General features: G+C 67.3%; 5 protein-coding genes. 1 reads left to right on the top strand and 4 read right to left on the bottom strand.

The annotated features are described in order from the left end of the window. Positions 1-456: 456 nt before the first annotated feature. From HB677_RS18035 to HB677_RS18025, 3 genes are all read right to left on the bottom strand, one after another. Positions 457-1473 carry a LacI family DNA-binding transcriptional regulator gene (locus HB677_RS18035; protein ID WP_213817127.1) on the bottom strand — a complete coding sequence of 339 codons (1017 nt, stop codon included), beginning with the start codon at positions 1471-1473 and terminating at the stop codon, positions 457-459. A gap of 147 nt (positions 1474-1620) precedes the next feature. Further along, positions 1621-2853, bottom strand: coding sequence for a multidrug effflux MFS transporter (locus HB677_RS18030; RefSeq protein ID WP_213817126.1), 1233 nt, complete (start codon positions 2851-2853; stop codon positions 1621-1623). Positions 2854-3064: 211 nt separating this feature from the next. Beyond that, the gene (locus tag HB677_RS18025) at positions 3065-5518 is read right to left on the bottom strand and encodes an MMPL family transporter (protein ID WP_213817125.1); all 2454 of its coding nucleotides are present in this window, start codon (positions 5516-5518) and stop codon (positions 3065-3067) included. 126 nt (positions 5519-5644) lie between these two features. Between HB677_RS18025 and HB677_RS18020 the strand changes: the two genes are divergently transcribed. Beyond that, the gene (locus HB677_RS18020; protein ID WP_213817124.1) at positions 5645-6247 is read left to right on the top strand and encodes a TetR/AcrR family transcriptional regulator; all 603 of its coding nucleotides are present in this window, start codon (positions 5645-5647) and stop codon (positions 6245-6247) included. Between the two features lie 28 nt (positions 6248-6275). On the opposite strand, the gene HB677_RS18015 is transcribed toward HB677_RS18020, so the two are convergent. After that, entirely contained in the window at positions 6276-8885 is a 2610-nt protein-coding gene (locus HB677_RS18015) for a phosphatase PAP2 family protein (protein WP_307852642.1), read from the bottom strand. Positions 8886-9063 lie beyond the last annotated feature (178 nt).

The raw sequence follows: 9063 nt of genomic DNA, 5'->3' as shown, positions 1-9063 counted from the left end.
TTGAGCCGCACTCGCCCGTTGTGCAGATCTGGCGCTCACGGAAGCGCCGAACTCGCCCGGAATGCCGCCGCCGACCGCCGTATCCGCCCGTTCAGTTGCTGTTCGGTCCGAAGTCGGCGCCGAACTCGCCCGGATTGCAGGTCACGGTCGAAGGCGGCCCGCCGAACTCGTCCGGATTGCGCGACAGAGCCCGCGGAGCGGGTCGAACCGGACCGGCGGGCAGCCTCCGCGGCGAAAACGGGCGATTGCGCTGAAAACGGTCAAGCGCGCTGGCCCGGTTTCAGCGCATTGGCCCGGTTTCACTGAGCAAGGCCGGGTTTCACCGAGCAAGACCGGGTTTCAGCGCAATCGCCGGGTTTCAGCGCAATCGCCGGGTTTCAACGAGCGAGACCGGTTTAACCGAGCAGGCCCGGTTCGTGCGGCCCAGGTTCGCGAAGCACCCCCGGCTGCAGTGCCTCAGACCGCGGCGCTCGACTCCCGCGGCACCACGGTGAACGCGGACAGGTGCTCGCGCGGCGCAATCGCCACCCCCGGGCTCGCGATCCGCTCCATCAGCAGCCGCACGGCGACCTCGGCAATTTCCTCGCGCCCCGGGTTGATCGTGGACAGGCTCGGCAGCGTGTACCGCGTCTCATCGATGTCATCGAACCCAATCACCGCAACATCTGCCGGGATACTCAGCCCCGCCTCCTGCATCACCCGCATCGCACCGAGGGCGATCAGGTCGTTGAAGGCCACGACTCCGTCGAAGGGGACACCGGATGCCACGAGCCGCCGCATCGCGTCCGCGCCCTCTTTTCTGTACCATCCCCCGACCTCACCCACCAGGGCTTCGTCGTACGGCAACCCCGCGTCATCCAGTGCCTGCCGATATCCGCGAAGCCGCAGCCCGGCCGATCCGACGACCTCGCCGCGGTGTGCTCCCAGGGCGACGATGCGCGTGCGGCCTAGGGAGATGAGGTGCTCCGTCGCGGCCCGCGCCCCCTCGGTGTTGCGCATGGTGACGTGATCGGTCGGCCCGTGGAAGATGCGCTCCCCGAGCAGCACCATTGGGGTGTCGATGGCGTCGAGTAGGTGCGCGTCATCCTCACCGAGGGCGAGCACGCTGTAGAGAATCCCGTCGACCATCTGCCGGCGTGGCCCGGTCAGCAGCGACAGCTCGCGCTCCCGCGAATCTCCGGACTGCTCGATGATCACCGAGAGATTTTGTGTGTCGGCGGCGCGCATCACGGCATCGGCGAGCTCGGCGAAGTAGGCGTTGCGCAGGTCGGGGATGATCAGGCTGATCACGCCCGTGCGCCCCGACCGCAGGCCGCGCGCCGACAGGTTCGGCCGGTACCCCAGGGTCTCGATGGCATCAAGCACGCGCTTCCGCGTCTCCGGGCGGATGTGGTTGTAGTCGTTCACCACGTTGGAAACCGTCTTGATCGACACCCCCGCGAGCCGGGCCACATCGTGCATCGTGATCGACACCCTGGCACTTCCGTTCCTCACGGGCGTTCGCACGCCGCCGGTGCGTCACCGCTCGACGCTGCTACGCACATTACAACGTTGGAACTCTCCGCGAGTGCGGGTTGCATCCGCCCCACTTGCGGCGGGGCGGATGACCCGGGCGGCGAGCTACCGCGCGAGCGCGGGAACCGACCGCGGCTGCACCAGGAACCAGAGCGACAGGATCGAGATCACGGCGGTGCCGGCCATGACGGCACCCATGGGGATCGCATTGCTGATTCCCCACAGCCCAACGACGGGAGAGAGGATGCCGGCGACGCCCATGTTCAGCGCGCCGAGCAGCGAGGCCGCGGTGCCCGCTTCCTTGCCGTGGCTGGCCAGCCCGAGAACCTGCACGAGAGGCAGCGTGAAACCGCACAACGTGATGAAGAACCAGAGGGGGATCAGGATTCCGACGATGCCGGCGCCCGAGGCATCCAACACCACAATCAGAACGGCGACCACGAACAGCCCCGCGGTCGTGACCGAGAGGATCCACTGCGGCCCGATCTTGCGTGCCAGCCGCGCGCTTGCCTGCGTGCCGATCACGATGCCGAGCGAGTTCGCCGCGAACAGCAGGCCGTACTGCTGGGCGTTGAAGCCGAAGACATCCTGGAACAGCAGCGACGAGCTCGACAGGTATGCGAACAGGCCAGAGAAGGTCATGGCGCCGATGATGGCGACCCCGACAAAGATCCGGTCGCTGAACAGGGCCTTGTAGCGCTGGCCAATCGTGCTGTGGCCAGCTTCGGCGCGACGGGCCTTCGGCAGCGTCTCGACGATGAACAGAATGGATGCCACGAGCACGAGCACCCCGTAGGCGGCGAGGATTCCGAACAGGCCGCGCCACGACGGCAGCAGCAACAGCAGCTGCGAACCCACCAGCGGGGCGATGATCGGGGCAAGCCCGGACACCAGCGCGAGGCGGGACAGCATCCGCACCAGCGGGTACCCGCCAAACAGGTCGCGCACGGTCGCCATCGCCACCACGCCACCGGCGGCCGCGCCCGCACCCTGCAGCACCCGGAATACCATCAGCCACTCGAAGTCGGGGGCAAGGGCCACCCCGAGGGAGGCGAGCACGTGCACGCTCGTCGCGACGATCAGCGGCAGCCGGCGGCCGACCTTGTCACTCCACGGGCCCACCAACAGCTGCCCGATCGCGAACCCGATGGTCGTCGCGCTGAGCGTGAACTGCACGAGCGAGTCGCTGATGCCGAGGTCGTCCTTCACCTGCGGGAACGCGGGAAGGTACAGGTCGATCGTGAACGGACCGAGCGCCGTCAGCGCACCGAGCAGCACAACGTAGACGAGCTTCTGGCGCCGGGAGAGCGAGTCTCCGGGATGTACAACGGTGGTCACGAAAGCGCAGTCCTTGCAACGAGAGTTGGGCGAGGCAGAGCGCCCGATGACCGCACCCCCACTGGCCTACGGCGAAAAAATGGGCCAGAACTCGTCTCCGAGCGGCCCGCCTCAAGCCTAACTGAGCAAGTCCTGTGAGCGCGTGGATCGGGCACACAAAGAGTCTGGGATTTCGGATGCCCCGGGCTGGAGCATCCGCCAACTCCCCCTGCTAGCGCGCCTCGACCGCCGTCGGGTCGACGTCGATGCTGCTCGGCGCGTGGTGCTTGCGCTCGAGGGACGCGCCCTCGACGTCGGCGTCGGGCATGATGCGGTCCAGCCACTTCGGAATCCACCAGGCCTTCTCGCCGAGCAGGTGCATGACCGCGGGCATGAGCAGGATACGCACGACGAACGCGTCGACGAGCACCCCGAACGCCAGCGCGAAGCCGAACGGGCGGATCAGCGTGACCTCCGAGAACATGAACCCACCGAACACCGAGATCATGATGATCGCCGCGGCAATTACGACCGCGCGACCCGCGCGCATGCCCGCTTGCACGGCGGTGCGGGCCGGGGCGCCGTGCACCCACGCCTCGCGCATGCCGGAGGCGAGGAACAGCTGGTAGTCCATCGCGAGACCGAACAGCAGCCCCACCATGATGGTCGGCAGGAAGTTCAGCACGGGACCCGGGTCGTGCACGCCCGTCACGCCGCTGAACCAGCCGAACTGGTAGACCGCGGTCAGGCCGCCGAGCGCGGCGAACAGTGACAGTGCGAAGCCCGCGGTGGCGATGATCGGCACAAGAATCGAGCGGAACACAACGATGAGAATGAGCAGCGACAGACCGATCACGATTGCGAGGTAGAGCGGCAGCGCCGAGGCGAGCTTCTCGGAGATGTCGATGTTGCCGGTGGTTTGTCCCGCAACTTCAATCGGGATGTCTCCCGACAGGGGTGACATCGAGCGCAACTCCGTCACCAGGGTCTCGGTCGATTCACTCGTGGGGCCGTCGACCGGAATCACCTGGAAGGCGGTCACCCGGTTGTTGTCGGAGCTGCCGATCGGCGCCACGGCGACGACGCTGTCGAGTGCGGAGATCTTTTCGCCGATGGAGACCTGCTGCTCGAGGACCGCCTGGTCGGAAAGTCCCGCGGGGAGGTCGGCCACCACGACGAGGGCGCCGTTCTGTCCGGCACCGAACTTGTCGGCGACGACCTTGTAGGCGCGGTACTGCGTGGAGTTCGTCGCCTCGGACGAGCCATCCGGCAATCCAAGTCGCATCGAGAGCGAGGGGATCGCGACGGCCAGCAGCACAACGATCGCACCGATGGTGGTGAGCACCGCGCGGGTGGTCGACATAGGCCGAACCGGCTTCACCGGCTTCGCGGGAGCGACGGGCTGCTCGATGCGCGCCCACGCCTTCTTGCTCATGACCTTGCGGCCGACGATCGAGAGCAGGGCGGGCGTCAGCGTCACGGCGATCAGCACGGCGACGGCGACACACAGCGCACCGGCGGTTCCCATGAGGCCGAGGAACGGGATCCCCGTGATGTTGAGGGCGAGCAGCGCGATGACGACGGTCGCGCCGGCGAAGACGACGGCGTTACCGGAGGTGCCGTTGGCGAGACCGATGGCCTCGTCTCGGGTCATCCCGTGTCGCAGGTTTTGTCGGTAGCGGTTGATGATGAACAGCGAGTAGTCGATGCCCACCGCGAGCCCCAGCATCAGGCCGAGCGCAGGGGTGACCGACGACATCTCGATGAGGCCGGAGAACGAGAGGGTGGTCAGCGCGCCGACACCAACACCGACGAGTGCGGCGATGAGCGGAAGGCCGGCGGTGATGAGCGTGCCGAGCATGATGAGCAGCACGACTCCGGCGATGACGACGCCGATGATCTCGCTCGCGCCACCGAGGCTCGGGATGCCACTGACGAGCTCATTGGAGAGGTCGATGTCCACGCCCGCGATCGATGCGGACTCGAAGGTCGCCCGGATGGCGTCCTTCACCTCGGGCTGCACGTCAAGCTGCGGCTCGGTGAAGAGCAGGGTTGCCACGGCGGCGCTGTTGTCCTTCGAGACCACGCGCGCGTTTTCGGCGAGTTTCAGAAGGGATGCCCCGGTCTCGAGCTTCGCGCTCTGGGACTCGAGCTCCGTGGTCGCCGTGTCGATCTTCGTCTGCTGGGCGTCGAAGGCGGCCTGGGCCTGGTCGAGCACGCCGGCAGACGTGGCCTGGGCGGTGGCGGCGTCGAGCTGCGCCTGCCCCTGCTCGAGCTGGGTGCGCGCGGCGGCGATCTTCGCGCGTCCCTCGGTGATCGTGTCACTCTGCGCGGCGCGGGCTGCCTCGCTCGTGAACGGGTTGACGACCGACTCGAGGCCGTCGTTCTTGGCGACATCGGCGAGGAGGGCCGTGATCGCCTTCTGCTGCGCCGCGGTGAACGGGGAGCCGTCTTCCGTGTGGAAGACCGCCGATGCGGTTCCGCCGCTCGCGCCCGGCAGCTCCTTCTGGAGCTTCTCGGTGGTGAGCGCCGTGGGCGTGCCGGGAATCGAGACGCTGCTGGCGAGCGTGCCACCCCCGAGGAGGTATCCGCCGGCGGCCAGCACGAGGATGACCACCCATGCCCCGACGACGGTCCAGCGTCGACGGGCGGCAAAGCGGCCAAGGCGGTACAACAGATCGGCCATGCGGGCACGTCCTTTTACAGATGATGAAAGAGAGCGAGCACCATCGACCGCACCACGAATAGCCCCAACTCTATCAAAACGGTACGTATCGTTAAGTTGGAGATCGCTGGGAGCTACGATGGCGCTATGGAACGCCGGGGACGAGTGCGCAGCGAGGAAGCCCGCACCGCCGTCCTCACCGCGACCCGTGACCTGACGATCGGGGGCGGGTATGCGCACCTCACGATTGAGAAGATTGCCGCGCAGTCGGGCGTGAGCAAGGCAACGATTTACCGCTGGTGGTCATCGAAGAACGCAATCCTCGCGGAATGCGTACTCGAGGGAATGGTGTTGCCCGACCCCGGCGCTGCAGCCTCCGATGCGATCGGCATCGATGCGGCCGACTGGTTCCGGGCGGTACTGGCCTACATCGATGAGCCCGACACCACCGCGCTCCTGCGCGGAATCGTCGCTGCCTCATACGAAGATCCGACGATCGCCCGCCTGCTGTACGAGCGCCTCGGCGCCCCGATCGAGGCCCGGTTCACCCAGTGGCTGCAGTCGGCCAACGCCCGGGGCACCGTCCCCGCGGCAGTCACAGCGGGAGCCGCGGCCCAGGTTCTGTTCGGCTCGATCCTCGTGAGACTCGCCCTGTGGGACGACGCGGACGAGGATGCCACGGCCGCCGTCTTCGACGCGATCACGACCAGTCTCGAGCTGGGCGGCGCCCCCGCGGCTCCGGCCCCGTAGGGTCAGGGCCGCGGCACCGAGCTTCGCGTTACTTCGCCCGACGCGAGCGCATCATCCGCGCGCGGCCGATCACGAATGCCGCTCCCAGGGCCAGCATCGCGGCGGCGGAGATCGGAACGAACAGGGGAATGACCGCGCCCGTGGACGCGAGGGAGCCGTCCGGGTTCGTCGCACCATCGGGGTCCGTGCCGGTCGAGTCATCGGGCGCGGTGGGGTCAACCACCCCGTCGGCAGCCGTTACTGTCAGTGCCACGCTCGCGGTGATGCCGCTGTCATCCCCGGTTGCAATGACGGTGTGGTCTTCGCTTGTGGTGTCCGTCGGTATCGTCAACGAGAGGGTGAAGGTGCCATCGGCTGCGGCGGTGGCCGTCGCAAGGGTCACGGGAGCCGAGTGCAGCACGACCGGCACCGACTCACCGGGGCGGAAGCCCGCGCCCGTTGCCCTGACCGTGCCACCGGCCACCACCGACGGATCGCTCAGCGCGAGCGAGGCAACCACGACGCCGGATGCAACAGCCTCACGCGATTGTGAGGTGTAACCGTCCTTCGTTCCCGAGACCCGCACGGTCAGCTGCTGGCCGACGTCAGCGTATCCGGGGGTGTAGGAGACGGAGGTTGCGCCGGAGATCGCCTGTCCGGCGCGCAGCCACTGGTAGCCGAGGGTGACCGGCGCGGGACCCCACTCACCGGGCGACACGGTGAGGGTGTCGCCGGCCACCGGGGCACCGGCGATCGTGGGAGTGCCCGTGACAAGGGTGTCGACAGCAGGGGACCCGCCGGCCGGCGTGGTGTTCACGAGGTGCAGGGCACCGCCGCGCGCCTCGAGCTTCGGCGTGTAGCCAGCCGGGAGGCCCGCGATGTCCAGAGTGGCGCCGTCGATTCCGGTTGCCGACCCGGTGTACGTCGCGAGCACCTGGTCATCGGCGGGAGTGAAGCCCCCCGCGATGGACACCGCCACCGTGCCCGCGAGGTTCACGTCGCCCGAGATCTTCAGTGCTGCAGATGCTGAATCCACCGTCAGTGCGAGCTTGCCCGCCTTGGCAACGGTCAGGTTGCCACCGACCATAACCGGTGCAGCAACGGTCTCCGACAGGCTGCCCCCGGAGACGAACACCGCACCGGTGCCGAACGAGGTCGCTGACTTTGCCACGAGCGACCCGTCGCTCACGGTGGTGCCTCCCGTGTAGGTGTTCGATCCGGTGAGCGTGAGGATGCCCGTGCCCGCCTTGGTCAGCGCACCCGTGCCATCGATGTCGTTTCGCCACGTGTCGGTCGCGTTGAATCCGCCGGCCGCGGCGTTCATGGTGACCGTCACGTCCGTCGCAAAGGCGCTGTAACCGTCAGCGGCGGCGAACAGGTCGAGACGACCCCACCCCTCGGCATCGTCGAGGAGCGCGTACCCGGAAGGAAGCCCCGTCGACTGGAGCACCCAGCGGCGCTGGTCGGCCGTGAGGTAGGGCAAGCGACTCGCGATAAGAGCCTCGGCGCCCTTGGGAACTGTCACCGGAAGAGTGGTGACGCCCACCCGAGGGAGCCCGTAGGTCAGACGCTTCTCGTAGAGAGCTTCATTGCTGCCATGGTCGGAGTATGCGTCGGTGCCAGCGGGAGTGGTGGCGACGAGAGCCTTGCCGCTCGTGCGAGCGCTGTCCATGAGGGCAGAGTTTTTGGGATCGTTGAGAACCGCGGCCGCGATAGCGGTGGACTGCATCCGGCCGCCGATCACATCGGCGGGCGAGTGCATACCTGCCACGATGCGGCTGTTGCCGATCTCCGAAGCGTTGGTCAGGATTTCCTGGAAACGCTCGGGCGTTGCGTATGCGAGCGCGTAGCTCGCGAGCCAGGCGGCGTTCGTGTGGCCGCTCGGGTAACCGCCGTCGCCCAGCGCATCGGCGTCGGCTTTCTTCACCGGCGTCAGTGTCGGCAGCACACTCACGTCGGTACTCCAGCGGAACGGCCGCGCGTAGTTGTAATAGGACTTCGGCGGGGTTGTCGACGCGCTGCTGTTCCGGAACAGGTTAACGAGGTCGACCATCGAGCCATAGGTTGTGCCCGAGTCCGCCCACTGCCCCTTGGAGTTGCCGGTGTCGTTGTAGGTGACTGTTGACGCATCGGCCGGCACTGGTTCGGGGATCGTGGTGCCGGCGTTGGTGCCGGCGATGAACGCCTGGGCATACGGGCCAAGACCGGCGATCGCCGAGTAGTTCTGGTTCCGTCGGTCAATGCGGTAAGCGGCAGCCGCCTGCTCGGCCGTGCGCGTCTGGGTGATTCGAGCGGCCTCAGCGATGTTGGCATCGAGCACCGTGTGGTTCGTCACCGTTCCCACGCTCTCGGGAAGGAACTTGCCGTTCGCATCCCACGCCGGCGTCGCGGGCGTCTCGGGCGTCCAGTACTGAAGCATCGGGGACAGCACCGCGATAACCGCGTTCGTCGCGGGCGTCGTGTTCGCCGTCGTGTTAGTGGCGGCCGTTGCGGGGTCGACGAAGTAACGACCGAACGCATCCGGGTGCGCGGTAATCGAATCGCCTGGCGCCGCCTGCGCGGGCGCGACAAGCCCGAAGGCGCACGCGGCGGTCAATGTGGTCGCGGCGATCACCTGAAGGCGACGCGCGCGACGGGCAGCAGTTGTTGTCTCGGTCACGAAGTCCCCTACGCAGTCAGGTCCCGGCAAGTCTCGGGTCACTTGAGTACAGCTCACGTCGATGAAGTACCGGGGAGCGGGAGGTGAACAGCGAACAAACCCATCCACCCCACTGCCGCTCCCACTCAGCCGTGAGAGCACGTTCAACCACCGCAATACGGCCTAGTTAGGCGCTTCC

This window comes from Glaciihabitans sp. dw_435 (assembly GCF_018449675.1).
GTDB lineage: Bacteria > Actinomycetota > Actinomycetes > Actinomycetales > Microbacteriaceae > Glaciihabitans.
Note: the sequence above shows the minus strand (reverse complement) of the source record. Positions and strands in the feature narration are given on the sequence as shown.

Excerpts from the sequence above, each read along its gene's own strand:
- HB677_RS18020 (WP_213817124.1), top strand. The coding sequence starts at position 5,645 with ATGGAACGCCGGGGACGAGTGCGCAGCGAGGAAGCCCGCACCGCCGTC.
- HB677_RS18025 (WP_213817125.1), bottom strand. The coding sequence starts at position 5,518 with ATGGCCGATCTGTTGTACCGCCTTGGCCGCTTTGCCGCCCGTCGACGC.